Origin of the sequence: Caballeronia sp. AZ1_KS37, from assembly GCF_023631165.1 — a bacterium.
GTDB classification, from domain to species: Bacteria; Pseudomonadota; Gammaproteobacteria; order Burkholderiales; family Burkholderiaceae; genus Caballeronia; species Caballeronia zhejiangensis.
Genome location: NZ_JALQDP010000021.1, coordinates 45694 through 71570, shown reverse-complemented (window position 1 = coordinate 71570; position 25877 = coordinate 45694). Strand labels below are relative to the sequence as shown.

The window sequence follows — 25877 nt, the reverse complement described above, 5'->3', positions numbered from 1 at the left end:
AAAGGTAAATTCGAGCGGACCAAGCCGCACGTGAACGTGGGCACGATCGGTCACGTTGACCACGGCAAGACCACGCTGACGGCAGCGATCACGACGGTTCTCACGCAGAAGTTCGGCGGCGAAGCGAAGGCGTACGACCAGATCGACGCAGCGCCGGAAGAAAAGGCGCGCGGTATTACCATCAACACCGCGCACGTCGAGTACGAAACGGCTAACCGCCACTACGCACACGTCGACTGCCCGGGCCACGCCGACTACGTGAAGAACATGATCACGGGCGCCGCGCAGATGGACGGCGCAATCCTGGTGTGTTCGGCTGCTGACGGCCCGATGCCGCAAACGCGTGAGCACATCCTGCTGGCCCGTCAGGTTGGCGTGCCGTACATCATCGTGTTCCTGAACAAGTGCGACATGGTGGACGACGCCGAGCTGCTCGAGCTCGTCGAAATGGAAGTGCGCGAACTGCTGTCGAAGTACGACTTCCCGGGCGACGACACCCCGATCATCAAGGGTTCGGCCAAGCTGGCGCTGGAAGGCGACAAGGGCGAGCTGGGCGAAGTGGCGATCATGAACCTGGCCGACGCGCTGGATTCATACATCCCGACGCCGGAGCGTGCAGTTGACGGCGCGTTCCTGATGCCGGTGGAAGACGTGTTCTCGATCTCGGGTCGCGGCACGGTGGTGACGGGTCGCGTCGAGCGCGGCATCGTCAAGGTCGGCGAGGAAATCGAAATCGTCGGTATCAAGCCGACGGTGAAGACGACCTGCACGGGCGTGGAAATGTTCCGCAAGCTGCTCGACCAAGGTCAGGCAGGCGACAACGTCGGTATCCTGCTGCGCGGCACGAAGCGTGAAGACGTGGAGCGCGGCCAGGTTCTGGCCAAGCCGGGTTCGATCACGCCGCACACGCACTTCACGGCTGAAGTGTACGTGCTGAGCAAGGACGAAGGCGGCCGTCACACGCCGTTCTTCAACAACTACCGTCCGCAGTTCTACTTCCGTACGACGGACGTGACCGGCTCAATCGAGCTGCCGAAGGACAAGGAAATGGTGATGCCGGGCGACAACGTGTCGATCACGGTCAAGCTGATCGCTCCGATCGCCATGGAAGAAGGTCTGCGCTTCGCAATCCGCGAAGGCGGCCGTACCGTCGGCGCTGGTGTCGTGGCGAAGATTATCGAGTAAGAGCCAGAAATCTTCTCGGTAGTTAGTGGTTTCGGGGTCGGCAATGTCCGTCGACCCCAAATGGTTTAGGGGTATAGCTCAACTGGCAGAGCGTCGGTCTCCAAAACCGAAGGTTGGGGGTTCGATTCCCTCTGCCCCTGCCAAAATTCTCGCGCCAAGTGGCGCTGTTTAAGGTGTTATGGCGAATCCTTCCGTCGAAACTGTAAATACTTCCGGCGACAAGTTGATGTTGGTGGCGGGCGTATTGTTGGTCTTGGCCGGGTTCGTTGGATTCTTCTGGCTCTCGGGCCAAGAATGGTACGTCCGCGGCGCAGCGCTTGCTGTTGGTGTCATCGCGGGTGTCGCAGTCGGTCTGCTCTCTGCGCCGGGCAAGGGTTTCATCGCTTTTGCCAAAGACTCGTACAAGGAAGTCCGCAAGGTTGTCTGGCCGACTCGCAAAGAGGCCACGCAAACGACCCTGGTGGTCTTCGCGTTTGTTCTGATCATGGCCATCTTCCTTTGGCTTAGCGATAAGTCGATCGAATGGGTGATTTTCTCGGCGATTCTGGGTTGGAAATGATATGAGCGATACTCCGACATCCCCGAGTGGAAAGCGTTGGTATGTGGTGCACGCCTACTCCGGCATGGAGAAGAGCGTGCAACGTGCGCTTCAGGAGCGCATCGAGCGCGCAGGCATGCAAAATCAATTCGGTCAGATTCTTGTCCCGACCGAAGAAGTTGTTGAAGTAAAGGGCGGCCACAAATCGGTCACCGAGCGTCGTTTCTTCCCGGGTTACGTCCTGGTCGAAATGGAAATGACGGACGAAACGTGGCATCTGGTCAAGAACACGGCCAAAGTAACCGGTTTCGTTGGTGGTGCGCGCAATCGCCCGAGTCCCATCTCGCCACGTGAAGTCGAAAAGATCATGTCGCAGATGCAGGAAGGCGTCGAGAAGCCGCGGCCGAAGACGCTCTTCGAAGTCGGCGAGATGGTCCGCGTGAAGGAAGGTCCGTTCACCGACTTCAATGGCAACGTCGAAGAAGTGAATTACGAAAAGTCCCGAGTGCGTGTTTCTGTCACGATTTTCGGGCGTTCGACGCCGGTCGAACTCGAGTTCGGTCAGGTCGAGAAGCTTTAATCGAATACATCGCGCGTGGCTTTCGGGCCATCGCGCGATTCGCGCTTACGGTCCGCGTCATGGCCGTTGAGGAGCGTCAGTAGTCGGCAACGTCGAACGCGCGCTATCACTCACCGAACGCTCACGCGTTCAGCAGAGGTTTTCAACATGGCAAAGAAAATCATCGGCTTTATCAAGCTGCAGATTCCTGCAGGTAAAGCCAACCCGTCGCCGCCGGTCGGTCCGGCACTGGGCCAGCGTGGCCTGAACATCATGGAGTTCTGCAAGGCGTTCAACGCGCAGACTCAGGGTATGGAGCCGGGTCTGCCGGTGCCGGTCGTCATTACGGCATTCGCGGACAAGAGCTTCACCTTCATCATGAAGACGCCGCCGGCTACCGTTCTGATCAAGAAGGCGGCCGCAGTGCAGAAGGGTTCGAGCAAGCCGCACACCGACAAGGTCGGCAACATCACCCGCGCTCAAGCGGAAGAAATCGCGAAGACCAAGATGCCGGATCTTACGGCAGCTGATCTGGATGCAGCCGTGCGTACGATCGCCGGCAGCGCGCGTTCGATGGGCATCACTGTGGAGGGCGTGTAAATGGCTAAGCTTTCTAAGCGCCTTCAGGCATTTGCGAACAAGGTTGATCGTCAGAAGCTGTACGCGATCGACGACGCGCTGGCTCTCGTGAAGGAATGCGCGAGCGCCAAGTTCGACGAGTCGATCGACGTTGCAGTGCAGCTCGGCATCGACGCGAAGAAGTCGGATCAGGTGGTTCGCGGCTCCGTGGTTCTGCCGGCTGGTACCGGCAAGTCGGTTCGCGTCGCAGTGTTCGCGCAAGGCGACAAGGCTGAACAGGCTCGCGCAGCTGGCGCAGACGTGGTCGGCATGGAAGACCTGGCCGAGCAAGTCAAGGCCGGCAATCTGAATTTCGACGTCGTGATCGCTTCGCCGGACACGATGCGTGTCGTCGGTACGCTGGGTCAGATCCTCGGTCCGCGTGGTCTGATGCCGAACCCGAAGGTCGGTACGGTTACGCCGGACGTCGCTCAAGCGGTCAAGAACGCGAAGGCGGGTCAGGTTCAGTTCCGCGTCGACAAGGCCGGTATCATCCACGGCACGATCGGTCGCGCATCGTTCGAGCCGGCATCGCTGCGTCAGAACCTGTCGGCGCTGATCGAAGCGCTGCAAAAGGCGAAGCCGGCGACCAGCAAGGGCGTGTACCTGCGCAAGATCGCGGTGTCGAGCACGATGGGTGTCGGCGTTCGCGTGGATCAAGCCACGCTGGCGCAACAGTAAGAATTTCGAGCGCGGTCAGATGACCGCGCTTCATATGGGCTTTGGGCGGTTGCAAGATTGCAGTTTCGATTGAGCAACCGGTTGTCAAAGACCGTTGGTGGCGGTGCAGCAGGCAGGCATTGCCTTAATTCAAGCCAACGCAGATGGCGAACCCGAAACAGTTTTGCAGTGGTTGAAGTCGGTTATCGAGCGTCGTGAGACGTCTCACCAATCGATCGAAATACTCCTAACAGTCGGACGCCGTTGTTGAACGTGGTGCATGAGGGTAGTTCGCCCGAGTGCATCGAATCTGGAGGTTTAACCGTGCCACTGAACAAAGAAGATAAGCAGGCAGTCGTCGCTGAAGTCGCCGCGCAAGTCGCGAAGGCTCAGACGATGGTGCTCGCTGAGTATCGTGGGATCACGGTTGGCGATCTGACCAAGCTGCGCGCGAAAGCGCGTGAGCAACAGGTGTATCTGCGCGTGTTGAAGAACACGCTGGCGCGTCGCGCCGTCGAAGGTACGCCGTTCGCTCCGCTGGCTGAGCAGATGACCGGTCCTCTGATCTACGGCATCTCGGAAGATGCCATTGCCGCTGCCAAGGTCGTCAACGACTTCGGCAAGAGCAATGACAAGTTGATCATCAAGGCTGGTTCCTACGAAGGCAACGTGATGGACAAGGCAGGCGTGCAAGCGCTGGCCAACATCCCGAGCCGCGAAGAACTGCTCTCCAAGTTGCTGTTCGTCATGCAGGCACCTGTTTTCGGCTTTGCGCGCGCTCTGGCCGCGCTGGCTGAAAAGAAGCAGGGCGAAGCTGCGTAACGACCGCGCTTGGGCGCTAGTCGCTTAAGTTAGGCAAAGCTAGATCGCTAGCTCGATCCGAATTCAATCTAGGAGTATTTCACATGGCAATCGCAAAAGAAGACATCCTCGAAGCCGTTGGCTCGATGTCGGTGCTGGAACTGAACGAGCTGGTCAAGGCGTTCGAAGAGAAGTTTGGCGTGTCGGCTGCTGCTGTCGCAGTTGCTGGCCCCGCAGGTGCCGGTGGCGCCGCTGCTGCTGCTGAAGAGCAGACGGAGTTCACCGTGAACCTGCTCGAAGCAGGCGCGAACAAGGTTTCCGTCATTAAGGCTGTTCGTGAACTGACGGGTCTCGGCCTGAAGGAAGCGAAGGATCTGGTTGACGGCGCACCGAAGCCCATCAAGGAAGCGGTGCCCAAGGCTGCTGCTGAAGAAGCCAAGAAGAAGCTGGAAGACGCTGGCGCGAAGGCTGAAATCAAGTAAGTTTCATTGCGCTATGCGAAGGCTGGCGGTTTTTCACCGCCGGCCTTTTTGTGCTTTGTGGGGACGCAGTTTGTATGCTGGTCAGCAAGCATAAATGTCTCCACAGAAGCCAAAGATAACGGTCGGAGCCGCAGAATTTTCCGATTGTTCTCTTTGTCTTCTGAAGCGACTGCAGAAGGCAAGTTTGGTCGGGTAGCGGGAAACACAGGCATCCGCTGCCGTCAGCCAGCGGTTGGTAGCGGCCAACCACCAAGCTTCTAGATTCGCGCGTCCTCCCCGGACAGTTGCGCGGGTCTCAGTCGGTGAACACCGGGCTGTGGCATCGAGGTATCCCGCCTCGGTAACGCCCGCCGTGATTCGGAGATCGTATGCAATATTCCTTCACCGAGAAGAAGCGTATTCGCAAGAGTTTCGCGAAGCGCCCCATCGTTCACCAAGTTCCCTTTTTGCTGGCGACCCAGCTTGAATCATTCCAGACGTTTCTGCAAGCGGACACGTCTTCCTCGCAGCGCAAGTCCGAAGGCTTGCAGGCTGCGTTCAGCTCTGTTTTCCCGATCGTCTCGCACAACGGTTTCGCGCGTCTCGAGTTCGTCAGCTACATGCTGTCGCCGCCCGCGTTCAACATCAAGGAATGCCAGCAGCGCGGTCTGACGTACTGCTCGGCGCTGCGCGCGAAAGTGCGCCTGGTTCTGCTCGACAAGGAATCGCCGAGCAAGCCGGTCGTCAAGGAAGTGAAGGAGCAGGAAGTGTACATGGGCGAAATTCCGCTCATGACGCCGACGGGTTCGTTCGTCATCAACGGTACCGAGCGCGTGATCGTGTCGCAGCTCCACCGTTCGCCTGGCGTGTTCTTCGAGCACGACAAGGGCAAGACGCACAGCTCCGGCAAGCTGCTGTTCTCGGCTCGTATCATTCCCTATCGTGGCTCGTGGCTCGACTTCGAATTCGATCCGAAGGACGTGCTGTACTTCCGCGTCGACCGTCGCCGCAAGATGCCGGTCACGATCCTGCTGAAGGCTATCGGCATGTCGCCGGAGCAGATCCTCGCGAACTTCTTCGTGTTCGACAACTTCGCGCTGATGAGCGAAGGCGCGCAAATGGAATTCGTGCCTGAGCGTCTGCGCGGCGAAGTCGCGCGCTTCGACATCCAGGATCGCGATGGCAACGTCATCGTCACGAAGGACAAGCGGATCAACGCGAAGCACATTCGCGACCTCGAAAACGCCAAGACGAAGTTCATCTCGGTGCCGGAGGAATACCTGCTCGGCCGCGTGCTGGCGAAGAACGTGATCGACCCCGAAACGGGCGAAGTGATCGCGAACGCCAACGAAGAAATCACGGAGACGGTTCTCGAGAAGCTGCGCGAAGCGAAGGTCAAGGACATTCAGACGCTCTACACGAACGATCTGGATCAGGGTCCGTACATTTCGTCGACGCTGCGTATCGACGAAACTGCCGACAAGATGGCCGCGCGCATCGCGATCTACCGCATGATGCGCCCGGGCGAGCCGCCGACCGAAGAAGCGGTCGAGGCGCTGTTCAACCGTCTGTTCTACAGCGAAGACGCGTACGACCTGTCGAAGGTCGGCCGCATGAAGTTCAACCGCCGCGTCGGCCGTGACGAAATCATCGGACCGATGACGCTGCAGGACGACGACATCCTCGCGACCATCAAGATCCTCGTCGAGCTGCGTAACGGCAAGGGCGAAGTGGACGATATCGACCACCTCGGCAATCGTCGCGTGCGTTGCGTCGGCGAGCTCGCGGAGAACCAGTTTCGCGCGGGTCTCGTGCGCGTCGAACGGGCTGTGAAGGAACGCCTCGGCCAGGCCGAAAGCGAAAACCTGATGCCGCACGACCTGATCAACTCGAAGCCGATTTCGTCGGCGATTCGCGAGTTCTTCGGTTCGTCGCAGCTCTCGCAGTTCATGGACCAGACCAACCCGCTGTCGGAAATCACGCACAAGCGTCGCGTTTCCGCACTGGGCCCGGGCGGTCTGACGCGCGAGCGCGCGGGCTTCGAAGTCCGCGACGTGCATCCGACGCACTACGGCCGTGTGTGCCCGATCGAAACGCCGGAAGGTCCGAACATCGGTCTGATCAACTCGCTCGCTCTGTACGCGCACCTCAACGAGTACGGCTTCCTCGAAACGCCGTACCGCAAGGTCGTGGACAGCAAGGTGACGGATCAGATCGACTATCTGTCGGCGATCGAAGAAGGCCGCTACGTGATCGCGCAGGCGAATGCCGCCGTGAGCGAAGACGGCACGCTGACCGACGAACTCGTGTCGTCGCGTGAAGCGGGCGAAACGCTGATGGTCACGCCGGACCGCATCCAGTACATGGACGTGGCGCCGTCGCAGATCGTGTCGGTGGCTGCATCGCTGATCCCGTTCCTCGAGCACGACGACGCGAACCGCGCGTTGATGGGTTCGAACATGCAGCGTCAGGCCGTGCCTTGCCTGCGTCCGGAAAAGCCGGTCGTCGGTACGGGCATCGAGCGCACGGTCGCGGTCGACTCGGGCACGACGGTTCAGGCGCTGCGCGGTGGCGTGGTGGATTACGTCGACGCGGGCCGTATCGTGATTCGCGTGAACGACGATGAAGCCGTCGCCGGCGACGTCGGCGTGGACATCTACAACCTGATCAAGTACACGCGTTCGAACCAGAACACGAACATCAACCAGCGTCCGATCGCGAAGGTCGGCGACAAGGTTGCGCGCGGCGACGTGCTGGCTGACGGTGCATCGACGGATTTGGGCGAGCTCGCGCTCGGCCAGAACATGCTGGTCGCGTTCATGCCGTGGAACGGCTACAACTTCGAAGACTCGATTCTGATCTCGGAGAAGGTCGTTGCGGACGATCGCTATACGTCGATCCACATCGAAGAACTGAATGTCGTTGCTCGCGACACGAAGCTCGGACCGGAAGAAATCACGCGCGATATCTCGAACCTCGCGGAAGTGCAGCTTGGCCGTCTCGATGAGTCGGGCATCGTGTACATCGGCGCGGAAGTCGAGGCGGGCGACGTGCTGGTCGGCAAGGTCACGCCGAAGGGCGAAACCCAACTGACGCCGGAAGAAAAGCTGCTGCGCGCGATCTTCGGCGAGAAGGCATCGGACGTGAAGGATACGTCGCTGCGCGTGCCCTCGGGCATGAGCGGTACGGTCATCGACGTGCAAGTGTTCACGCGCGAAGGCATCACGCGTGACAAGCGCGCGCAACAGATCATCGACGACGAACTGAAGCGTTATCGCCTCGATTTGAACGACCAGCTGCGCATCGTGGAAGGCGACGCGTTCTCGCGTCTCGCCCGCATGCTGAACGGCAAGGTCGCGAATGGCGGTCCGAAGAAGCTCGCGAAGGGCACGAAGATCGACCTCGCGTACCTCGAAGATCTCGATCACTACCACTGGTTCGACATCCGCCTCGCGGACGAAGAAGCCGCGGCACAGCTGGAAGCGATCAAGGACTCGATCGAGCAGAAGCGTCACCAGTTCGATCTCGCGTTCGAAGAGAAGCGCAAGAAGCTCACGCAAGGCGACGAACTGCCGCCGGGCGTGCTGAAGATGGTCAAGGTGTATCTCGCCGTGAAGCGTCGCCTGCAGCCTGGCGACAAGATGGCGGGTCGTCACGGTAACAAGGGTGTCGTGTCGAAGATCGTGCCGATCGAAGACATGCCGTACATGGCCGATGGCCGTCCGGCCGACGTCGTGCTGAACCCGCTCGGCGTGCCGTCGCGGATGAACGTGGGTCAGATTCTCGAAGTGCACCTCGGCTGGGCCGCGAAGGGTCTCGGCTGGCGCATCGGCGAGATGATGCAGCGTCAGGCGAAGATCGAAGAAATGCGTCAGTTCCTCACGCAGATCTATAACGAGTCGGGCCGTCAGGAAGAGCTGGACAAGTTCTCCGACGACGAGATCCTCGAACTCGCGAAGAACCTGCGCGAAGGTGTGCCGTTCGCGACGCCGGTGTTCGACGGCGCGACGGAACACGAAATGACGCGTGCGCTCGATCTGGCGTTCCCGGACGACATCGCCACGAATCTCGGCATGACGCCGTCGAAGAACCAGGTCACGCTGTACGACGGCCGCACCGGCGAAGCATTCGAGCGCACGGTCACGGTCGGCTACATGCACTACCTGAAGCTGCACCACTTGGTCGACGACAAGATGCACGCACGTTCGACCGGTCCGTACTCGCTCGTCACGCAGCAGCCGCTGGGTGGTAAGGCTCAGTTCGGTGGTCAGCGCTTCGGTGAGATGGAAGTGTGGGCACTCGAGGCGTATGGCGCGTCGTATGTGCTGCAAGAAATGCTGACGGTCAAGTCGGACGACGTGACGGGCCGGACGAAGGTTTATGAGAACCTCGTCAAGGGCGATCACGTCATCGACGCGGGCATGCCGGAATCCTTCAACGTGTTGGTGAAGGAAATCCGCTCGCTCGGTATTGATATCGATCTGGACCGCAACTAATCGGACTACGGAGAGAAAGCAATGAAAGCTCTGCTCGATCTATTCAAGCAAGTCCAACAAGAAGAAGTTTTTGATGCGATCAAGATCGGCCTCGCGTCGCCCGACAAGATTCGTTCTTGGTCGTTCGGCGAAGTGAAGAAGCCGGAGACCATCAATTACCGCACGTTCAAGCCGGAGCGGGATGGTCTGTTCTGCGCGAAGATTTTTGGTCCGATCAAGGACTACGAATGCCTGTGCGGCAAGTACAAGCGCCTGAAGCATCGCGGCGTGATCTGCGAGAAGTGCGGCGTCGAAGTGACGCTGGCCAAGGTGCGCCGCGAACGGATGGGCCACATCGAACTGGCCTCGCCGGTCGCGCACATCTGGTTCCTGAAGTCGCTGCCGTCGCGTCTGGGCATGGTGCTCGACATGACGCTGCGCGACATCGAGCGCGTGCTGTACTTCGAAGCATACGTGGTGATCGATCCGGGCATGACGCCGCTGAAAGCGCGGCAGATCATGACCGAAGAGGATTACTACAACAAGGTCGAAGAGTACGGTGACGAGTTCCGTGCCGAAATGGGCGCGGAAGGCGTGCGCGAACTGCTGCGCGCGATCAACATCGACGAACAGGTCGAGACGCTGCGCACGGAACTGAAGAACACCGGTTCCGAAGCGAAGATCAAGAAGTACGCGAAGCGCCTGAAAGTGCTCGAGGCTTTCCAGCGTTCGGGCATCAAGCCTGACTGGATGGTGCTCGACGTGCTGCCGGTGCTGCCGCCGGAACTGCGTCCGCTCGTGCCGCTGGACGGCGGCCGTTTCGCGACGTCGGACCTGAACGACCTGTATCGCCGCGTCATCAACCGTAACAACCGGTTGAAGCGTCTGCTCGAACTGAAGGCGCCTGAAATCATCGTCCGCAACGAAAAGCGGATGCTGCAGGAAGCCGTCGATTCGCTGCTCGACAACGGCCGTCGCGGCAAGGCGATGACCGGCGCGAACAAGCGTCCGCTGAAGTCGCTCGCTGACATGATCAAGGGTAAGGGCGGTCGTTTCCGTCAGAACCTGCTCGGTAAGCGTGTGGACTATTCGGGCCGTTCGGTGATCGTGGTCGGCCCGACGCTCAAGCTGCATCAGTGCGGTCTGCCGAAGCTGATGGCGCTCGAACTGTTCAAGCCGTTCATCTTCAACAAGCTGGAAGTGATGGGCGTCGCGACGACCATCAAGGCCGCGAAGAAGGAAGTCGAGAACCAGACGCCGGTCGTGTGGGACATTCTCGAAGAAGTCATTCGCGAGCATCCGGTGATGCTGAACCGCGCGCCTACTCTTCACCGTCTCGGCATTCAGGCTTTCGAGCCGGTGCTGATCGAAGGTAAGGCGATCCAGCTGCATCCGCTCGTTTGCGCGGCGTTCAACGCCGACTTCGACGGCGACCAGATGGCCGTGCACGTTCCGCTGTCGCTCGAAGCGCAGATGGAAGCGCGCACGCTGATGCTGGCGTCGAACAACGTCCTGTTCCCGGCCAACGGCGATCCGTCGATCGTGCCGTCGCAGGATATCGTGCTGGGCCTGTACTACGCGTCGCGCGAAGCGATCAACGGCAAGGGCGAAGGCATGACGTTCACGGGCGTGTCGGAAGTGATCCGCGCGTACGAGAACAAGGAAGTCGAACTCGCATCGCGCGTCAACGTGCGTATCACCGAAATGGTGGCGAACGAAGACCAGAGTGAAGGTGCGCCGAAGTTCGTGCCGAAGATCTCGCTGTACGCGACGACCGTCGGCCGTTCGATCCTGTCGGAGATTCTGCCGCCGGGCCTGCCGTTCACGGTGCTGAACAAGCCGCTGAAGAAGAAGCAGATTTCGCAGCTGATCAACACGGCGTTCCGCAAGTGCGGTCTGCGCGAAACGGTGATCTTCGCCGACCAGCTGATGCAAATGGGCTTCCGTCTCGCAACGCGCGCCGGTATCTCGATTTGCGTCGACGACATGCTCGTGCCGCCGCAGAAGGAAACCATCGTCGGCGACGCCGCGAAGAAGGTGAAGGAATACGACCGTCAGTACATGTCGGGTCTCGTCACCGCGCAGGAACGCTACAACAACGTGGTCGACATCTGGTCGGCAACGTCGGAAGCGGTCGGCAAGGCGATGATGGAGCAGCTCGCAACGGAGCCGGTGGTCGATCGCGACGGCAACGAAACGAAGCAGGAGTCGTTCAACTCCATCTACATGATGGCCGACTCGGGCGCGCGTGGTTCCGCGGTGCAGATTCGTCAGCTCGCCGGTATGCGCGGCCTGATGGCGAAGCCGGACGGCTCGATCATCGAGACGCCGATTACCGCGAACTTCCGCGAAGGCCTGAACGTGTTGCAGTACTTCATCTCGACGCACGGCGCTCGTAAGGGTCTGGCGGACACGGCGTTGAAGACCGCGAACTCGGGTTACCTGACGCGTCGTCTCGTCGACGTGACGCAGGATCTGGTCGTCGTCGAAGACGATTGCGGCACGTCGAACGGCGTGGCGATGAAGGCGTTGGTGGAAGGCGGTGAAGTCGTCGAAGCGCTGCGTGACCGTATTCTCGGTCGCGTCGCGGTGGCGGACGTCGTCAATCCGGAAACGCAGGAAACGATCTACGCTTCGGGCGATCTGCTCGACGAAGATGCGGTGGAGGAAATCGAGCGCCTCGGCATCGACGAAGTGCGCGTGCGCACGCCGCTCACCTGCGAGACGCGTTATGGCCTGTGCGCCGCATGCTACGGCCGCGACCTGGGCCGCGGTTCGCGCGTGAACGTCGGTGAGGCAGTCGGTGTGATCGCTGCTCAGTCGATCGGCGAGCCGGGCACGCAGCTGACGATGCGTACGTTCCACATCGGTGGTGCGGCATCGCGTGCGGCGGTGGCTTCGACGGTGGAAGCGAAGAGCAACGGTACGCTGCGCTTCACGGCCACGATGCGTTACGTCACCAACGCGAAGGGCGAGCAGGTCGTCATTTCGCGTTCCGGCGAGGCGATCATCGCGGACGACTTCGGTCGCGAGCGTGAGCGTCACAAGATTCCGTACGGCGCAACGCTGCTGCAACTCGACGGCGCTGCGATCAAGGCCGGTACGCAACTGGCTCAATGGGATCCGCTGACGCGTCCGATCATCACCGAGTGGGGCGGTACGGTGAAGTTCGAGAACGTCGAGGAAGGCGTGACGGTCGCGAAGCAGATCGACGACGTGACCGGTCTTTCGACCCTGGTCGTGATCGACGCGAAGCGCCGTGGCTCGCAGGCTGGCAAGAGCGTGCGTCCGCAGGTGAAGCTGCTCGACGCGAACGGCGAGGAAGTGAAGATCCCGAACACCGAGCATTCGGTGCAGATCGGCTTCCAGGTCGGCGCACTGATCACCGTGAAGGATGGTCAGCAGGTGCAGGTCGGTGAAGTGCTGGCGCGTATCCCGGTTGAAGCGCAGAAGACGCGTGACATTACCGGTGGTCTGCCGCGCGTGGCCGAACTGTTCGAAGCGCGCTCGCCGAAGGACGCCGGCATTCTGGCGGAAGTCACGGGCACGACGTCGTTCGGCAAGGACACGAAGGGCAAGCAGCGTCTCGTCATCACGGACCTCGAGGGCAATCAGCACGAGTTCCTGATCGCGAAGGAAAAGCAGGTGCTGGTGCACGACGGTCAGGTCGTCAACAAGGGCGAAATGATCGTCGACGGTCCTGCCGATCCGCACGACATCCTGCGTCTGCAGGGTATCGAGGCGTTGTCGCGCTACATCGTGGACGAAGTGCAGGACGTGTACCGTCTGCAGGGCGTGAAGATCAACGACAAGCACATCGAAGTGATCGTGCGTCAGATGCTGCGCCGCGTGCAGATCGTCGACAACGGCGATACGCGTTTCATTCCTGGCGAACAAGTCGAGCGTTCGGACATGCTCGACGAGAACGACAAGATGATCGCGGAAGACAAGCGTCCGGCGACGTACGACAACGTGCTGCTCGGTATCACGAAGGCATCGCTGTCGACCGATTCGTTCATCTCGGCGGCGTCGTTCCAGGAAACGACCCGCGTGCTGACCGAAGCGGCGATCATGGGCAAGCGCGACGATCTGCGTGGCCTGAAGGAAAACGTGATCGTCGGCCGTCTGATTCCGGCCGGTACGGGTCTCGCGTTCCACAAGGCGCGCAAGGCGAAGGAATCGTCGGATCGCGAGCGTTTCGACCAGATCGCGGCCGAAGAGGCTTTCGACTTCGGTACGCCGGAAACGCCGGCGGCGGAGCAGCAGCCGCACACCAACGAGTAAGCGTCTCTCGCTAGTAGCATCGATGAACCGCTCAGCTTCGGCTGGGCGGTTTTTTTTCGTCTGCACGTTTCGCTGCCGGCATCGTCCGAATGGCTATCGCCGGTTTCACGCGCTAATGCGTTGGTAGAATTCGTTATCTCCCACGTCGCAGTGCGCGCTTTTCCACATGTCCCGGTCGCTCGAAATACTCAACGAAATCTTCGGCTATCCCGCATTTCGCGGACAACAGGCGGAGATCGTCGAGCATGTCGCGAACGGCGGCGATTCCCTCGTGCTGATGCCCACCGGCGGCGGCAAGTCGCTGTGCTATCAGATACCGTCGCTGGTACGGCGCGAGGCGGGTTTCGGGGCGGGCATCGTCGTGTCGCCTCTCATCGCGTTGATGCAGGATCAGGTCGCCGCGCTGACCGAGGTGGGCGTGCGCGCCGCGTATCTCAATTCCACGTTGTCCGGCGCCGAAGCAGCCGCGACCGAGCGCGCCCTGCGCAACGGCGAGATCGACTTGCTGTATGTCGCGCCTGAACGCCTGATGACACCGCGCTTTCTCGATCTCCTCGACAGCGCGCCGGTCGGTCTCTTCGCGATCGACGAGGCACATTGCGTTTCGCAATGGGGGCACGATTTCCGCCCTGAATACATTCAGCTTTCCGTGCTGCACGAGCGGTTTCCCGATGTGCCGCGCATCGCGCTCACCGCGACCGCCGATGCGATCACGCGCGACGAAATCGTGCATCGCCTCGCGCTCGACGACGCGCGCATCTTCGTTTCGAGCTTCGATCGGCCGAACATTCGTTATCGGATCGTCGAAAAGGACAATGCGCGCTCGCAGCTGCTCGATTTCATCCGCGCGGAGCATACGAACAAGGATGGCACCACCGATGCGGGCGTCGTCTATTGTCTGTCGCGCCGCAAAGTCGAGGAAACCGCAGACTGGCTGAAGGGCCAGGGCATCCGCGCGTTGCCGTATCACGCGGGCATGGAGTTCGAGACGCGCCAGAAGCATCAGGAGATGTTCCAGCACGAGGAAGGCATCGTCATGTGCGCGACAATCGCGTTCGGCATGGGCATCGACAAGCCGGACGTGCGCTTCGTCGCGCATCTGGATTTGCCGAAGAGCGTCGAGGGCTACTACCAGGAAACCGGACGCGCGGGCCGCGACGGCTTGCCGGCGAACGCGTGGATGGCTTACGGATTGGGCGACGTCGTGCAGCAGCGGAAGATGATCGACGAATCCGACGCCGACGACGCCCACAAGCGGGTGCAGACCGGCAAGCTCGATGCACTGCTTGGACTTTGCGAGGCGGCCACGTGTCGCCGCGTGCGTTTGCTCGCGTACTTCGGCGAGACGAGCACGCCGTGCGGCAATTGCGATACGTGCATCGAGCCGCCCGCGTCCTTCGATGCCACTCGCGAGGCGCAGATGGCGCTGTCGTGCGTGTATCGCGCACAGCGGGCGAGCGGATTCCATTTCGGTGCCGGGCACCTGATCGACATTCTGCGCGGCACGCGCAGCGAAAAGGTCCTGCAACGCGGCCACGAGAAAATTTCGACGTTTGGCGTCGGCGCGGCGCTGTCCGAGCCCGAGTGGCGCGCAGTGTTCCGGCAATTGGTGGCGTTCGGCTATCTCGCAGTCGATCACGACGGCTTCGGCGCGCTCGTTCTGACGGATGCCAGCAAGCCAGTACTCAAGGGCGAAGAGCGCGTCACGCTGCGCAAATACGTGAAGCCGACGCGCGCGCGGCAGTCGTCGAGCCGCACGGGCGAACGCGCGGATCCGACCGCTGGCATGTCACCGCGCGAGAAGTCGCGCTGGGAGCGCTTGCGGACCTGGCGCGCGGAAACCGCAAAGAGCGACGGCGTGCCCGCCTACGTCATCTTCCACGACGCGACGCTCGCCGAAATCGCGCGCAGCGACCCCGATACGATCGACGACTTGCGCCATATTCCCGGCATCGGCGTGCGCAAACTGGAGCGTTTCGGCGACGAACTGCTCGACGTCGTCGGTTCGGATTGAGATTCGTCGCTCGAAAATCCATCGAAATCGTCGCAACGTATTGACCCGATTGCGATTTTCAGAATATCATGCTTGGTTCTCGTCATTGGTCCGTCTTCGGATCTGGCCTAGTGCCGGATGCGAAGCGCGGGAATCGTCGGCGAGATCGCTAAACACGCAATTCTTTTCGCTTTGCCCGATCGAATTGCGTGGATTTTGTTCATTTTTAGGATTAGACAATGCCAACCATCAATCAACTGGTTCGCAAAGGCCGCGCGTCGGAAACGACGAAGAGCAAGTCGCCGGCCCTGCAGGACTGCCCGCAGCGTCGCGGCGTGTGCACCCGCGTGTACACGACGACGCCGAAGAAGCCGAACTCGGCACTCCGTAAGGTCGCCAAGGTTCGCCTGACCAACGGCTTCGAAGTCATTTCGTACATCGGCGGTGAAGGCCACAACCTGCAAGAGCACTCGGTCGTGCTGATCCGCGGCGGCCGTGTGAAGGACTTGCCGGGTGTGCGTTACCACATGGTTCGCGGCTCGCTGGATACCCAGGGCGTCAAGGACCGTAAGCAAGCTCGCTCGAAGTACGGTGCGAAGCGCGCTAAGGCTGGCAAGTAAGTCGCCGGTCGGAAGTAACGAATCAAGGTCGCCGCAAGGCGGTAAAGGCGGTGGTGCCGGAAGTGCCGGTGCTATCGAGTAAGTGGTCACCCGGCCAAGCTGGTTTAGTCGAATAGATGGATCGGGTTAGTTGGTGGCCGCGGAGCGGGGAATCGCTCCAACTGAAAAAGTAAAGGAAGAATCATGCCGCGTCGTCGCGAAGTCCCCAAGCGGGAAGTGTTGCCGGATCCGAAGTTCGGCAACGTAGATGTAGCCAAGTTCATGAACGTGCTGATGCTCTCCGGCAAGAAGTCGGTTGCCGAGCGTATCGTGTACGGCGCTTTTGAACAGATCCAGACCAAGGGTGGCAAGGACCCGCTGGAAGTGTTCACGGTTGCGCTCAACAACGTGAAGCCGGTGGTCGAAGTGAAGAGCCGTCGCGTTGGTGGTGCGAACTATCAGGTTCCGGTCGAAGTGCGTCCCTCGCGTCGTATGGCATTGGCGATGCGTTGGTTGCGTGAAGCCGCGAAGAAGCGCAGCGAAAAGTCGATGGCCCTGCGTCTCGCAGGTGAACTGCAGGAAGCGGCTGAAGGCCGTGGTGGCGCAATGAAGAAGCGCGACGAAGTTCACCGCATGGCAGAAGCCAACAAGGCATTCTCGCACTTCCGTTTCTAAGCTCCCGCTCACCGGGCAAACGGAAAATCAGGGCGGGTGCGCTAGTTTTGGCGCCTCGCCCGTTTGTGTTAGGACGCGGCCGGTATTTCGCCGGCGCGTCGACCGAAAAAGGATCCAAAGTGGCTCGCAAGACACCTATCGAGCGCTACCGCAATATCGGTATTAGCGCTCACATCGACGCCGGCAAGACGACGACGACCGAGCGCATCCTGTTCTACACGGGCGTGAACCACAAGATCGGTGAAGTTCACGACGGCGCAGCAACGATGGACTGGATGGAGCAGGAGCAGGAGCGCGGCATCACCATCACGTCGGCTGCTACCACGGCCTTCTGGAAGGGCATGGGCGGCAACTACCCCGAGCACCGCATCAACATCATCGACACGCCGGGACACGTCGACTTCACGATCGAAGTGGAACGCTCGATGCGCGTTCTCGACGGCGCGTGCATGGTCTACTGCGCAGTGGGCGGCGTGCAGCCGCAGTCGGAAACCGTGTGGCGCCAGGCGAACAAGTACAAGGTTCCCCGTCTCGCGTTCGTCAACAAGATGGACCGTACCGGCGCGAACTTCTTCAAGGTCTATGACCAACTGAAGAACCGCCTGAAGGCGAACCCGGTTCCCGTCGTCGTGCCGATCGGCGCTGAAGAAAACTTCAAGGGCGTCGTCGACCTCCTGAAGATGAAAGCGATCATTTGGGACGAAGCATCGCAAGGCACGAAGTTCGACTACGTCGACATCCCGGCCGAACTCGTTGACACGTGCAACGAGTGGCGGGAGAAGATGATCGAGTCGGCTGCGGAAGCCAGCGAAGAGCTGATGGAAAAGTACCTCGGCGGCGAAGAGCTGAGCGAAGCGGAGATCGTCAAGGCGATCCGCGACCGGACCATCGCGTGCGAAATCCAGCCGATGCTGTGCGGCACCGCGTTCAAGAACAAGGGCGTGCAGCGCATGCTCGACGCCGTGATCGACTTCCTGCCGTCGCCGGTCGACATTCCCCCGGTTACGGGCGAACTCGAAAGCGGTGAAAAGGCCGAGCGTCGCGCAGCCGACGACGAGAAGTTCTCGTCGCTGGCGTTCAAGATCATGACGGACCCGTTCGTCGGTCAGCTGATCTTCTTCCGCGTGTACTCGGGCGTCGTGAATTCGGGTGACACCGTGCTGAACGCGACCAAGGACAAGAAGGAACGTCTGGGCCGTATTCTGCAGATGCACGCGAACCAGCGCGAAGAAATCAAGGAAGTTCGCGCGGGCGACATCGCCGCGGCCGTCGGCCTGAAGGAAGCGACCACGGGCGACACGCTGTGCGATCCGCAGCACCCGATCGTTCTGGAACGCATGATTTTCCCGGAACCGGTGATTTCGCAGGCAGTCGAGCCGAAGACGAAGGCTGACCAGGAAAAGATGGGCCTGGCGCTGAACCGTCTCGCGCAGGAAGACCCGTCGTTCCGCGTCCAGACGGACGAAGAATCGGGCCAGACCATCATTTCGGGCATGGGCGAGCTCCACCTCGAAATTCTGGTCGACCGCATGAAGCGCGAATTCAACGTGGAAGCGACCGTCGGCAAGCCGCAGGTTGCATACCGCGAAACGATCCGCACGACGGCGGCAGACGTCGACGGCAAGTTCGTCAAGCAGTCGGGTGGTCGCGGCCAGTACGGTCACGCGGTCATCACGCTCGAGCCGAACGAGCAGGGCAAGGGCTACGAGTTCCTGGACGAGATCAAGGGCGGTGTGATTCCGCGCGAATACATCCCGGCAGTGGACAAGGGCATCCAGGAAACGCTGAAGTCGGGCGTGCTGGCTGGCTTCCCGGTTGTGGACGTGAAGGTTCACCTGACGTTCGGTTCGTACCACGACGTCGACTCGAACGAAAACGCGTTCCGCATGGCCGGTTCGATGGCCTTCAAGGAAGCAATGCGCAAGGCAAGCCCGGTCATCCTCGAACCGATGATGGCTGTGGAAGTCGAAACGCCTGAAGACTACATGGGCAACGTGATGGGCGATTTGTCGGGCCGTCGCGGTATCGTCCAGGGCATGGAAGACATGGTTGGCGGCGGCAAGATCGTCCGCGCCGAAGTGCCGCTGTCGGAAATGTTCGGCTACTCGACCTCGCTGCGTTCGCTGACGCAAGGCCGTGCAACGTACACGATGGAATTCAAGCACTATGCTGAAGCTCCGCGTAACGTCGCCGACGCGATCATCAACGCCAAGGGTAAGTAATTCCCGCAAGTAATTCGGCGCAAGCCACAAGCTTTAAACCGATAACCAAACTTTTGAACGAAGGTAATCATGGCAAAAGGTAAATTCGAGCGGACCAAGCCGCACGTGAACGTGGGCACGATCGGTCACGTTGACCACGGCAAGACCACGCTGACGGCAGCGATCACGACGGTTCTCACGCAGAAGTTCGGCGGCGAAGCGAAGGCGTACGACCAGATCGACGCAGCGCCGGAAGAAAAGGCGCGCGGTATTACCATCAACACCGCGCACGTCGAGTACGAAACGGCTAACCGCCACTACGCACACGTCGACTGCCCGGGCCACGCCGACTACGTGAAGAACATGATCACGGGCGCCGCGCAGATGGACGGCGCAATCCTGGTGTGTTCGGCTGCTGACGGCCCGATGCCGCAAACGCGTGAGCACATCCTGCTGGCCCGTCAGGTTGGCGTGCCGTACATCATCGTGTTCCTGAACAAGTGCGACATGGTGGACGACGCCGAGCTGCTCGAGCTCGTCGAAATGGAAGTGCGCGAACTGCTGTCGAAGTACGACTTCCCGGGCGACGACACCCCGATCATCAAGGGTTCGGCCAAGCTGGCGCTGGAAGGCGACAAGGGCGAGCTGGGCGAAGTGGCGATCATGAACCTGGCCGACGCGCTGGATTCGTACATCCCGACGCCGGAGCGTGCAGTTGACGGCGCGTTCCTGATGCCGGTGGAAGACGTGTTCTCGATCTCGGGTCGCGGCACGGTGGTGACGGGTCGCGTCGAGCGCGGCATCGTCAAGGTCGGCGAGGAAATCGAAATCGTCGGTATCAAGCCGACGGTGAAGACGACCTGCACGGGCGTGGAAATGTTCCGCAAGCTGCTCGACCAAGGTCAGGCAGGCGACAACGTCGGTATCCTGCTGCGCGGCACGAAGCGTGAAGACGTGGAGCGCGGCCAGGTTCTGGCCAAGCCGGGTTCGATCACGCCGCACACGCACTTCACGGCTGAAGTGTACGTGCTGAGCAAGGACGAAGGCGGCCGTCACACGCCGTTCTTCAACAACTACCGTCCGCAGTTCTACTTCCGTACGACGGACGTGACCGGCTCAATCGAGCTGCCGAAGGACAAGGAAATGGTGATGCCGGGCGACAACGTGTCGATCACGGTCAAGCTGATCGCTCCGATCGCCATGGAAGAAGGTCTGCGCTTCGCAATCCGCGAAGGCGGCCGTACCGTCGGCGCCGGTGTCGTGGCGAAGATTATCGAGTAAGATATCGGGCTTGCTCGATTGAACTCGAAGTAAAGCAGTAGCAGTATCGACCGGGACCGGGCGTTCGCTCTCCGCGAGCGCTCGGTCCCACGCTCTTTTGCCAATGTGCGGTGCAATACCGCCTCGCTCTTTTCAAGGAATCGTCATGCAGAACCAGAAAATCCGCATTCGTCTGAAGGCTTTCGACTATCGCCTGATCGATCAATCGGCAGCCGAGATCGTCGACACGGCGAAGCGGACTGGCGCGATCGTTCGTGGCCCGGTGCCGCTGCCGACGCGTATTCAGCGTTTTGACATCCTGCGTTCGCCGCACGTCAACAAGACGTCGCGCGACCAGCTCGAAATCCGTACCCACCAGCGCCTGATGGACATCGTCGATCCGACGGACAAGACCGTCGACGCGCTGATGAAGCTCGACCTGCCGGCAGGCGTCGACGTCGAAATCAAGCTGCAGTAAGTCCAAAAGCTCCGCTGGCGTGCCAGACGGAGCTAAGTCTTTGATTGCTTGCAGGATTCGAAAAGCCTTGTTATACTCCAAGGCTTTTCGCGCCTATGCGCATGCAAAGGCGCAAGAAAGTGGTGCAAGAATAGCCGACCCAGTTTCTCGTAACGAAGCCGGCATTTGTAAATCAGCCCCGACCAATCGCAGTTGGGAATGGAGAAAACGATGAGCCTTGGACTCGTAGGTCGCAAGGTTGGCATGACCCGTATCTTCACGCCTGAGGGGGATTCGATCCCCGTCACCGTGCTGGACGTGTCGGACAACCGCGTGACGCAGATCAAGACCGTTGAAACGGATGGTTATACCGCCGTTCAGGTTGCATTCGGTACTCGCCGCGCATCGCGCGTGACGAAGCCGTTGGCGGGCCACCTCGCCAAAGCCGGCGTTCAAGCCGGTGAAATCCTCAAGGAATTCCATATCGATGCGGCCAAGGCAGGTGAACTGTCGAATGGTGCCGTCGTCGGTACGGATATTTTCGAAGTCGGCCAGAAAGTTGACGTGCAAGGCACGTCGATCGGTAAGGGCTACGCCGGTACGATCAAGCGCTACAACTTCGCTTCGGGCCGCGCATCGCACGGTAACTCGCGTTCGCACAACGTTCCGGGTTCGATCGGTATGGCGCAGGATCCGGGCCGCGTGTTCCCCGGCAAGCGCATGACCGGTCACCTCGGTGACGAGACCGTCACGGTCCAGAATCTCGAAATCGCCCGCATCGACGCTGAGCGCAATCTGCTGCTCGTCCGCGGTGCTGTTCCGGGTGCGAAGGGCGGCAAGGTCTTCGTGACCCCGGCCGTCAAGACGCGTGCTGTGAAAGGAGCGAAATAATGGAACTTAAGCTCCTGAATGCCAATGGTCAGGAAGGCGCTGGCGTGAACGCATCGGACGTCGTGTTCGGTCGCGATTACAACGAAGCCCTGATTCACCAGGTCGTCGTCGCTTATCAGGCGAACGCACGTAGCGGCAACCGCGCGCAGAAGGACCGCGAGCAGGTCAAGCACACCACCAAGAAGCCGTGGCGTCAGAAAGGTACGGGCCGCGCTCGTGCCGGTATGTCGTCGAGCCCGTTGTGGCGCGGCGGTGGTCGTATCTTCCCGAATTCGCCGGAAGAAAACTTCTCGCACAAGGTCAACAAGAAGATGCATCGCGCGGGTCTCCGCTCGATTTTCTCGCAGTTGGCTCGCGAAGGCCGTATCGCCGTGGTCGAAGACTTCGTGCTCGAAGCCCCGAAGACCAAGCTGCTGGCCGAAAAATTCAAGGCAATGGGTCTCGACTCCGTGTTGGTCATCACCGATACGGTCGACGAAAACCTGTACCTCGCGTCGCGCAACCTGGCCCACGTGGCGGTTGTCGAGCCGCGTTACGCCGACCCGCTCTCGCTGATCTACTTCAAGAAGGTTCTGATCACGAAGGCTGCGGTCGCTCAGATCGAGGAGTTGCTGTCATGAGCGAGATTCGCAAAAACGATCATCGTTTGATGCAAGTTCTGCTCGCGCCGGTGATCTCCGAAAAGGCGACGCTGGTTGCCGACAAGAACGAACAAGTCGTGTTCGAAGTCGCGCCGGACGCCACGAAGCAGGAAGTCAAGGCTGCTGTCGAGCTGCTGTTCAAGGTCGAAGTCAATTCCGTCAACGTGCTCGTCACGAAGGGCAAGGCAAAGCGCTTTGGCCGCTTCAATGGCAAGCGCAAGGACGTGAAGAAGGCGTACGTCTGCCTGAAGCCCGGCCAGGAAATCAACTTTGAAGCGGAGGCCAAGTAATCATGGCAATCGTGAAAGTTAAGCCGACCTCGCCGGGTCGCCGCGCGATGGTCAAGATCGTCAACAAGGATCTGCACAAGGGCAAGCCGCACGCAGCGCTGCTCGACACGCAATCCAAGTCGGCGGGCCGTAACAACAACGGCCGTATCACCACGCGTCACCAAGGTGGTGGTCACAAGCAGCACTACCGTATCGTCGATTTCCGTCGCAACAAGGACGGCATTCCGGCAAAGGTCGAACGTCTCGAGTACGACCCGAACCGTAGCGCGAACATCGCGCTGGTTCTGTACGCAGACGGCGAGCGTCGCTACATCATCGCGCCGAAGGGCGTGGCGGTCGGCGCGCAACTGATGTCCGGTTCGGAAGCGCCGATCCGCGCAGGCAACGCTCTGCCGATCCGCAATATCCCGGTCGGTACCACGATCCACTGCATCGAAATGCTGCCGGGCAAGGGCGCGCAGATCGCGCGTTCGGCTGGTACGTCGGCAATGCTGCTGGCGCGCGAAGGCGTCTACGCTCAAGTGCGTCTGCGTTCGGGCGAAATCCGCCGCGTGCACGTCGAGTGCCGCGCAACGATCGGTGAAGTCGGCAACGAAGAGCACAGCCTCCGTCAAATCGGTAAGGCCGGTGCGAACCGCTGGCGCGGTATCCGTCCGACGGTGCGTGGTGTTGCAATGAACCCGGTCGATCACCCGCACGGCGGTGGTGAAGGTAAGACGGCTGCAGGTCGCGATCCGGTGAGCCCGTGGGGCACGCCGACGAAGGGTTATCGCACCCGCAGCAACAAGCGCACGACGACGATGATCGTCCAGCGCCGTCACAAGCGTTAAGGAGTAGGCAATGACACGTTCTGCTAAAAAAGGTCCGTTCTGCGACGCTCATTTGCTGAAGAAGGTTGAGGCGGCTGCATCGACGCGTGACAAGAAGCCGATCAAGACCTGGTCGCGTCGTTCGACGATTCTGCCGGACTTCATCGGTCTGACGATCGCTGTTCACAACGGTCGCCAACACGTTCCGGTGTACGTCACGGAAAACATGGTCGGCCACAAGCTTGGCGAGTTCGCACTGACCCGTACGTTCAAGGGTCACGCGGCCGACAAGAAGGCCAAGAAATAAGGGGCAATCAAGATGGAAGTGAAAGCAATTCATCGCGGTGCCCGCATCTCGGCGCAGAAAACGCGCCTTGTGGCTGACCAGATTCGTGGTTTGCCGGTCGACAAGGCGCTGAACGTCCTGACGTTCTCGCCGAAGAAGGCGGCGGGTATCGTCAAGAAGGTCGTGCTGTCTGCGATCGCGAATGCGGAACACAACGAAGGCGCCGACATCGACGAGCTCAAGATCACGAGCATCTACGTCGACAAGGCTGCTTCGCTGAAGCGTTTCACCGCACGCGCAAAGGGTCGTGGTAATCGCATCGAGAAGCAATCCTGTCACATCACTGTGACGGTCGGGAATTAAGGAGCCAACGATGGGACAGAAAATTCATCCGACTGGCTTCCGTTTGGCCGTCAGCCGCAATTGGGCTTCGCGCTGGTATGCGAACAACAACAATTTCGCGGCGATGTTGCAGGAAGACATCGGTGTTCGTGAATACCTGAAGAAGAAGCTGAAGAACGCTTCGGTTGGTCGCGTCGTCATCGAGCGTCCGGCGAAGAACGCGCGCATCACGATTTACAGCTCGCGTCCGGGCGTTGTCATCGGCAAGAAGGGCGAGGACATCGAATCGCTGAAGGCTGAACTGCAGAAGCGCATGGGCGTTCCGGTTCACGTCAACATCGAAGAGATTCGCAAGCCGGAAACGGACGCGCAACTGATCGCCGATTCCATCACGCAGCAGCTCGAGCGCCGGATCATGTTCCGCCGTGCGATGAAGCGCGCGATGCAAAACGCGATGCGTCTTGGTGCACAAGGCATCAAGATCATGAGCGCGGGTCGTCTGAACGGTATCGAAATCGCTCGTACCGAGTGGTATCGCGAAGGTCGCGTGCCCCTCCATACGCTGCGTGCGGATATCGACTACGCGACGTCCGAAGCGAAGACCACGTACGGCATCATCGGCGTGAAGGTGTGGGTCTACAAGGGCGATACCCTGGGCCGCAACGAAGCGCCGGTCGTGGAAGAAGTGGCGGAAGAAAAGCGTCCGCGCCGCAACGCACGTCCGGGTGGCGATCGCCGTCCGCGCCGTGACGGTGAAGGCGCTCCGGGCGGCGCGCGTCGTGGCGCACCCCGTCGCGCTGGCGGTGACGCGAAGACTGGAGAATAACGATGCTGCAACCGAAACGCAGAAAGTATCGCAAAGAGCAGAAGGGTCGTAACACCGGTAAGGCGACGCGCGGCAACGCGGTGTCGTTCGGTGAATACGGTCTGAAGGCTATCGGTCGCGGCCGTTTGACCGCGCGTCAAATCGAAGCGGCGCGTCGTGCAATGACGCGTCACATCAAGCGTGGCGGCCGGATCTGGATCCGTATCTTCCCGGACAAGCCGATTTCGCAAAAGCCGGCCGAAGTGCGTATGGGTAACGGTAAGGGTAACCCTGAGTACTACGTCGCTGAAATTCAACCGGGCAAGATGCTGTACGAAATGGACGGTGTCTCCGAAGAACTGGCGCGCGAAGCGTTCCGTCTGGCGGCAGCCAAGCTGCCGCTCAAGACGAACTTCGTGGTCCGTCAGCTCGGCGCCTAAGGAGCAAATGATGAAGGCAACTGAACTTCGCCAAAAAGACCAGGCCGCGCTCAACAAGGAGCTGTCCGATCTGCTCAAGGCGCAATTTGGCTTGCGTATGCAGCTCGCGACCCAGCAGCTCACGAACACGAGCCAGCTGAAGAAGGTCCGTCGCGACATCGCACGCGTGCGTACCGTCATGACCGAGAAGGCGAACCAGAAATGAACGATAGCGTAAAAACCTCGCTCAAGCGGACGCTGGTCGGCAAGGTCGTCAGCAACAAGATGGACAAGACGGTCACCGTGCTGGTCGAGCACCGCGTGAAGCATCCGATCTACGGCAAGTACGTCGTGCGTTCCAAGAAGTACCACGCGCATGACGACGCGAACACGTACAACGAAGGCGATCTCGTCGAAATCCAGGAAACTCGTCCGATTTCGAAGACGAAGGCCTGGGTTGTGTCGAAGCTGGTTGAAGCGGCTCGCGTGATCTAAAGCTGAAGTTGTAGTGCCGCGATGCTTTAAGTAGTTGTATCGCAGTAAGTTTCGCTTGCAAGACCGGGATTATTTGTTATAATCTCGGTCTTCCCTCTTTGTGGGAGCCCCGTCGCGGGCGAAATTGGTGGGG

General features: G+C 60.3%; 25 protein-coding genes and 1 tRNA gene. All 26 read left to right on the top strand.

Annotated features, from left to right (window positions below):
• On the top strand, positions 1 to 1185 hold a 1185-nt coding region (tuf, locus tag NCS00_RS13185), incomplete at its 5' end, for an elongation factor Tu (RefSeq protein WP_250435275.1).
• Between the two features lie 67 nt (positions 1186 to 1252).
• Positions 1253 to 1328: transfer RNA gene (locus tag NCS00_RS13180), tRNA-Trp, on the top strand.
• Positions 1329 to 1363: 35 nt separating this feature from the next.
• The gene (gene secE / locus NCS00_RS13175; RefSeq protein ID WP_008343790.1) at positions 1364 to 1744 is read left to right on the top strand and encodes a preprotein translocase subunit SecE; all 381 of its coding nucleotides are present in this window, start codon (positions 1364 to 1366) and stop codon (positions 1742 to 1744) included.
• Between the two features lies 1 nt (position 1745).
• Entirely contained in the window at positions 1746 to 2303 is a 558-nt protein-coding gene (nusG, locus tag NCS00_RS13170; protein WP_008343792.1) for a transcription termination/antitermination protein NusG, read from the top strand.
• A 147-nt stretch (positions 2304 to 2450) separates the two neighbouring features.
• Positions 2451 to 2882, top strand: coding sequence for a 50S ribosomal protein L11 (rplK, locus tag NCS00_RS13165; protein ID WP_008343796.1), 432 nt, complete (start codon positions 2451 to 2453; stop codon positions 2880 to 2882).
• Positions 2883 to 3581 (top strand): 50S ribosomal protein L1, encoded by a 699-nt coding sequence (gene rplA / locus NCS00_RS13160; RefSeq protein WP_008343797.1) that lies wholly within the window; start codon positions 2883 to 2885, stop codon positions 3579 to 3581.
• A 303-nt stretch (positions 3582 to 3884) separates the two neighbouring features.
• Positions 3885 to 4382: a 50S ribosomal protein L10 gene (rplJ, locus tag NCS00_RS13155; protein ID WP_250440248.1), complete on the top strand. Its 498-nt coding sequence runs from the start codon at positions 3885 to 3887 to the stop codon at positions 4380 to 4382.
• Between the two features lie 83 nt (positions 4383 to 4465).
• Positions 4466 to 4843 carry a 50S ribosomal protein L7/L12 gene (rplL, locus tag NCS00_RS13150; protein WP_008343803.1) on the top strand — a complete coding sequence of 126 codons (378 nt, stop codon included), beginning with the start codon at positions 4466 to 4468 and terminating at the stop codon, positions 4841 to 4843.
• A gap of 368 nt (positions 4844 to 5211) precedes the next feature.
• Positions 5212 to 9318, top strand: coding sequence for a DNA-directed RNA polymerase subunit beta (gene rpoB / locus NCS00_RS13145; protein WP_008343804.1), 4107 nt, complete (start codon positions 5212 to 5214; stop codon positions 9316 to 9318).
• A gap of 21 nt (positions 9319 to 9339) precedes the next feature.
• Positions 9340 to 13581 carry a DNA-directed RNA polymerase subunit beta' gene (rpoC, locus tag NCS00_RS13140; RefSeq protein WP_008343805.1) on the top strand — a complete coding sequence of 1414 codons (4242 nt, stop codon included), beginning with the start codon at positions 9340 to 9342 and terminating at the stop codon, positions 13579 to 13581.
• Positions 13582 to 13747: 166 nt separating this feature from the next.
• Complete coding sequence (gene recQ / locus NCS00_RS13135; protein ID WP_250440247.1) at positions 13748 to 15595, top strand: DNA helicase RecQ; 1848 nt, start codon at positions 13748 to 13750, stop codon at positions 15593 to 15595.
• Positions 15596 to 15813: 218 nt separating this feature from the next.
• Positions 15814 to 16194: a 30S ribosomal protein S12 gene (gene rpsL / locus NCS00_RS13130; protein ID WP_006998493.1), complete on the top strand. Its 381-nt coding sequence runs from the start codon at positions 15814 to 15816 to the stop codon at positions 16192 to 16194.
• A gap of 183 nt (positions 16195 to 16377) precedes the next feature.
• Complete coding sequence (gene rpsG / locus NCS00_RS13125) at positions 16378 to 16848, top strand: 30S ribosomal protein S7 (protein ID WP_008343817.1); 471 nt, start codon at positions 16378 to 16380, stop codon at positions 16846 to 16848.
• Between the two features lie 119 nt (positions 16849 to 16967).
• Positions 16968 to 19070: an elongation factor G gene (gene fusA / locus NCS00_RS13120; protein WP_008343818.1), complete on the top strand. Its 2103-nt coding sequence runs from the start codon at positions 16968 to 16970 to the stop codon at positions 19068 to 19070.
• A 69-nt stretch (positions 19071 to 19139) separates the two neighbouring features.
• Positions 19140 to 20330, top strand: a complete 1191-nt coding sequence (gene tuf, locus NCS00_RS13115) for an elongation factor Tu (RefSeq protein ID WP_008343820.1) — start codon at positions 19140 to 19142, stop codon at positions 20328 to 20330.
• 145 nt (positions 20331 to 20475) lie between these two features.
• The gene (rpsJ, locus tag NCS00_RS13110; RefSeq protein WP_006998489.1) at positions 20476 to 20787 is read left to right on the top strand and encodes a 30S ribosomal protein S10; all 312 of its coding nucleotides are present in this window, start codon (positions 20476 to 20478) and stop codon (positions 20785 to 20787) included.
• Positions 20788 to 20997: 210 nt separating this feature from the next.
• On the top strand, positions 20998 to 21657 hold the full coding sequence (gene rplC / locus NCS00_RS13105) for a 50S ribosomal protein L3 (protein WP_008343843.1): 660 nt from the start codon (positions 20998 to 21000) through the stop codon (positions 21655 to 21657).
• Positions 21657 to 22277, top strand: coding sequence for a 50S ribosomal protein L4 (rplD, locus tag NCS00_RS13100; RefSeq protein ID WP_008343845.1), 621 nt, complete (start codon positions 21657 to 21659; stop codon positions 22275 to 22277). The genes rplC and rplD overlap by 1 nt, the downstream gene beginning before the upstream one ends.
• Positions 22274 to 22588 (top strand): 50S ribosomal protein L23, encoded by a 315-nt coding sequence (gene rplW, locus NCS00_RS13095; RefSeq protein ID WP_008343846.1) that lies wholly within the window; start codon positions 22274 to 22276, stop codon positions 22586 to 22588. Before rplD ends, rplW begins: the two co-directional genes overlap by 4 nt.
• 2 nt (positions 22589 to 22590) lie before the next feature.
• Positions 22591 to 23418 (top strand): 50S ribosomal protein L2, encoded by an 828-nt coding sequence (gene rplB / locus NCS00_RS13090; RefSeq protein WP_008343849.1) that lies wholly within the window; start codon positions 22591 to 22593, stop codon positions 23416 to 23418.
• 10 nt (positions 23419 to 23428) lie between these two features.
• A complete protein-coding gene (rpsS, locus tag NCS00_RS13085; RefSeq protein ID WP_008343850.1) occupies positions 23429 to 23704 on the top strand; it encodes a 30S ribosomal protein S19 in 276 nt (91 codons plus the stop codon).
• Between the two features lie 12 nt (positions 23705 to 23716).
• Positions 23717 to 24046 carry a 50S ribosomal protein L22 gene (gene rplV, locus NCS00_RS13080; protein WP_007730533.1) on the top strand — a complete coding sequence of 110 codons (330 nt, stop codon included), beginning with the start codon at positions 23717 to 23719 and terminating at the stop codon, positions 24044 to 24046.
• Between the two features lie 10 nt (positions 24047 to 24056).
• On the top strand, positions 24057 to 24851 hold the full coding sequence (gene rpsC, locus NCS00_RS13075; RefSeq protein WP_008343851.1) for a 30S ribosomal protein S3: 795 nt from the start codon (positions 24057 to 24059) through the stop codon (positions 24849 to 24851).
• 2 nt (positions 24852 to 24853) lie between these two features.
• On the top strand, positions 24854 to 25270 hold the full coding sequence (gene rplP / locus NCS00_RS13070) for a 50S ribosomal protein L16 (protein WP_008343852.1): 417 nt from the start codon (positions 24854 to 24856) through the stop codon (positions 25268 to 25270).
• Positions 25271 to 25280: 10 nt separating this feature from the next.
• A complete protein-coding gene (gene rpmC / locus NCS00_RS13065) occupies positions 25281 to 25475 on the top strand; it encodes a 50S ribosomal protein L29 (RefSeq protein ID WP_008343853.1) in 195 nt (64 codons plus the stop codon).
• The gene (rpsQ, locus tag NCS00_RS13060) at positions 25472 to 25744 is read left to right on the top strand and encodes a 30S ribosomal protein S17 (protein WP_008343854.1); all 273 of its coding nucleotides are present in this window, start codon (positions 25472 to 25474) and stop codon (positions 25742 to 25744) included. The genes rpmC and rpsQ overlap by 4 nt, the downstream gene beginning before the upstream one ends.
• Positions 25745 to 25877 lie beyond the last annotated feature (133 nt).

What these genes read in the sequence shown, in the direction of transcription:
- secE (WP_008343790.1), top strand. Translation starts at nt 1,364, where the DNA reads ATGGCGAATCCTTCCGTCGAAACTGTAAATACTTCCGGCGACAAGTTG.
- nusG (WP_008343792.1), top strand. Translation starts at nt 1,746, where the DNA reads ATGAGCGATACTCCGACATCCCCGAGTGGAAAGCGTTGGTATGTGGTG.
- rplK (WP_008343796.1), top strand. Translation starts at nt 2,451, where the DNA reads ATGGCAAAGAAAATCATCGGCTTTATCAAGCTGCAGATTCCTGCAGGT.
- rplA (WP_008343797.1), top strand. Translation starts at nt 2,883, where the DNA reads ATGGCTAAGCTTTCTAAGCGCCTTCAGGCATTTGCGAACAAGGTTGAT.
- rplL (WP_008343803.1), top strand. Translation starts at nt 4,466, where the DNA reads ATGGCAATCGCAAAAGAAGACATCCTCGAAGCCGTTGGCTCGATGTCG.
- rpoB (WP_008343804.1), top strand. Translation starts at nt 5,212, where the DNA reads ATGCAATATTCCTTCACCGAGAAGAAGCGTATTCGCAAGAGTTTCGCG.
- rpoC (WP_008343805.1), top strand. Translation starts at nt 9,340, where the DNA reads ATGAAAGCTCTGCTCGATCTATTCAAGCAAGTCCAACAAGAAGAAGTT.
- recQ (WP_250440247.1), top strand. Translation starts at nt 13,748, where the DNA reads ATGTCCCGGTCGCTCGAAATACTCAACGAAATCTTCGGCTATCCCGCA.
- rpsL (WP_006998493.1), top strand. Translation starts at nt 15,814, where the DNA reads ATGCCAACCATCAATCAACTGGTTCGCAAAGGCCGCGCGTCGGAAACG.
- rpsG (WP_008343817.1), top strand. Translation starts at nt 16,378, where the DNA reads ATGCCGCGTCGTCGCGAAGTCCCCAAGCGGGAAGTGTTGCCGGATCCG.
- tuf (WP_008343820.1), top strand. Translation starts at nt 19,140, where the DNA reads ATGGCAAAAGGTAAATTCGAGCGGACCAAGCCGCACGTGAACGTGGGC.
- rpsJ (WP_006998489.1), top strand. Translation starts at nt 20,476, where the DNA reads ATGCAGAACCAGAAAATCCGCATTCGTCTGAAGGCTTTCGACTATCGC.
- rplC (WP_008343843.1), top strand. Translation starts at nt 20,998, where the DNA reads ATGAGCCTTGGACTCGTAGGTCGCAAGGTTGGCATGACCCGTATCTTC.
- rplD (WP_008343845.1), top strand. Translation starts at nt 21,657, where the DNA reads ATGGAACTTAAGCTCCTGAATGCCAATGGTCAGGAAGGCGCTGGCGTG.
- rplW (WP_008343846.1), top strand. Translation starts at nt 22,274, where the DNA reads ATGAGCGAGATTCGCAAAAACGATCATCGTTTGATGCAAGTTCTGCTC.
- rplB (WP_008343849.1), top strand. Translation starts at nt 22,591, where the DNA reads ATGGCAATCGTGAAAGTTAAGCCGACCTCGCCGGGTCGCCGCGCGATG.
- rpsS (WP_008343850.1), top strand. Translation starts at nt 23,429, where the DNA reads ATGACACGTTCTGCTAAAAAAGGTCCGTTCTGCGACGCTCATTTGCTG.
- rplV (WP_007730533.1), top strand. Translation starts at nt 23,717, where the DNA reads ATGGAAGTGAAAGCAATTCATCGCGGTGCCCGCATCTCGGCGCAGAAA.
- rpsC (WP_008343851.1), top strand. Translation starts at nt 24,057, where the DNA reads ATGGGACAGAAAATTCATCCGACTGGCTTCCGTTTGGCCGTCAGCCGC.
- rplP (WP_008343852.1), top strand. Translation starts at nt 24,854, where the DNA reads ATGCTGCAACCGAAACGCAGAAAGTATCGCAAAGAGCAGAAGGGTCGT.
- rpmC (WP_008343853.1), top strand. Translation starts at nt 25,281, where the DNA reads ATGAAGGCAACTGAACTTCGCCAAAAAGACCAGGCCGCGCTCAACAAG.
- rpsQ (WP_008343854.1), top strand. Translation starts at nt 25,472, where the DNA reads ATGAACGATAGCGTAAAAACCTCGCTCAAGCGGACGCTGGTCGGCAAG.